At 73.4% G+C, this 2,034-nt stretch carries 2 protein-coding genes; both read right to left on the bottom strand.

What is annotated here, in order from left to right:
• Positions 1-20 precede the first annotated feature (20 nt).
• A complete protein-coding gene (locus tag ABD907_RS06720; RefSeq protein ID WP_345214976.1) occupies positions 21-545 on the bottom strand; it encodes a GNAT family N-acetyltransferase in 525 nt (174 codons plus the stop codon).
• Positions 546-587: 42 nt separating this feature from the next.
• Positions 588-1,907, bottom strand: a complete 1,320-nt coding sequence (locus ABD907_RS06725; protein ID WP_345214977.1) for a right-handed parallel beta-helix repeat-containing protein — start codon at positions 1,905-1,907, stop codon at positions 588-590.
• Between the last annotated feature and the right edge of the window lie 127 nt (positions 1,908-2,034).

Below are 2,034 nucleotides of genomic sequence, written 5' to 3' on the forward strand. Positions count from 1 at the left end.
GCACCCCGTCCCGCGAGATGTCAGGCGGTCGCGTCGTCCATCGAGCCGAGCACCTCGTCGGCGTCGGGGTCGTCCTCGCCCAGGATGCGACGCAGGTACGCGTAGGTCAGGTCACCGGTGTGCTGGTCGAACTGGTGCTCGTAACCCGCCTTGTTGTACATCGCGAGGTTGTGCTTGGAGTCCTGCCCGGTGAAGACCCAGACCTCCTTGGTCTGCTCGGGCAGGTACGTCAGCACGGCCATGAGCAGCTTGGTGCCGATGCCCCGGCCCTGCAGGTCCGGCACGACCGCGAGCCGCCCCAGCGTGGCCTTCTCCGCCTCCAGCTCGACGCGTATCGAGCCCACGAGACGGTGCCCGAGCCATGCGCCGAGCGTGACGACGTCGGCCCGCTCGATGTCGGCCACCAGCTCGGTGAGCGTCTGCGTCAGCGCCGGCAGGTTCGGGTCGCCGTACAGCTGCGCCTCCGTCACGAAGGCCGCCCGCCGCACGGTGAGCAGCTCACCGGCCCCGTCGGCGGTGATGAGGTCGATCCTGACGTCGTCCATGGGCACAGTTTGGCATCCGGTCACAGATGTCCGCGCACGGAATCAGTCGGCGAAGGCGATGGTGCACGCGTTCTCGCCCGGTATCGGGGTGCTCTCCGGACCGACGGCGATGCCGTGCTCGACCTGCTCGCACACCAGGCCTGTGACACTGCCGCCGCCCTGCCCGGTGTAGATGACCGCAGCACGGCCGCTGCCACGGATCGTGGTGGACTCGAGCGCCGCGACGGCGGTGCCGCCGACCTGGATGCCCGCCTCGCCCCCGGTGATCGTCGAGCCGGTCAGGACGGGGGACGCCGTGTCGCCGGCGTAGAACCCGACCGTGTTGCCGTCGAAGGTGCTGTCCTCGACGGAGCCGGTGGCCGCGCCGAGGAAGCAGATGCCGCACTGGCCGTTCGCCTCGAACGTCGCGCCGAGGACCGAGGCGCGGTGCCCACCCGTCACCGCGATCCCCGCCCAACCGTTGTCCCGGAGGACCGAGTCGGTGATCTCGAGGGTGGTGCCGCGGCCGGAACCCTGCTCGCCCTGGGCGGACATGTGGATGCCCGCCCCGCCGCTGCTCTCGTCGCCGACCGCGCCGCTGAGCACCGCGTCCTCCACCACGAGCGACGCCGAGGGGCCGCCGACCACCACGGACCCGACGGCCGCGCGGTCGCGCTCGAGCGCGAGCGACCGCAGCTCCACGCGGTCGGCCGTCGCGACGAGGATCGTCGCCTCCGGTGCCGACGATCTCAGGACCGTACGCTCCGGGCCCGCGCCGCGGAGGGTGACCCCGCCGAGGAGCACGACCGGCTCCGTGAGGTCCCACGTGCCGGCGCCGAGCTCGATCACGCCGCCGGACTCGGTGGCGGCGACCGCGAGGGAGAGGTCGTCGTCGGGCGTGAGCGGGAGGTCGGGTGCCGCGGCGCCCGTCATCGTGGCGATCGTCCGGTCCCGGACGGCGGTCGCGACCGCGCCGTCGGCGCTCACGGTCTCGAGGCCCTCCGCGATGCCGGCGGCGAGGTCGGCGTCGGCGCACCGGACCTTCGCGGCGACCCGCTGCGCCTCGGCGACGGCGTCGGAGAGGACGTCGGCGGGGGGCTCGTCGCTCGAGGCCGCCTTCTCGGACCCGGGCTTGTCGGCGGATCCGACCGGCGACGTCGCCGTCTGCCCCTCGGCGAGCTGTTCGGTGCCGAAGGAGCCGACGTAGCCCTGCACGGCGTCTACGACGATCGCGACGGGCACGGCGCACACGTCGCGCTCGGCCGCAGCAGTCGCCCGGGTCGCCGTCTCCACCGCCTTGCCGGCACCGGCCGACGGCTGCACGTCGCCACCACAGCCGGCGAGCAGCACGGCCATCGCGGCGATCGCCGCAAGTCTCCTCACCAGGCACTCCCCCCGACGGACCGCCGTCGCGGTCACCTGCCCGGTCCAAGCGTAGGACCGGTCGTGGCCGCCCGTGGCCGATTCGACGCCGTACTTGCACGGCCTGGCTCGCGGCCCGTCCCCCGCA

It is taken from the genome of Georgenia halophila (assembly GCF_039541595.1).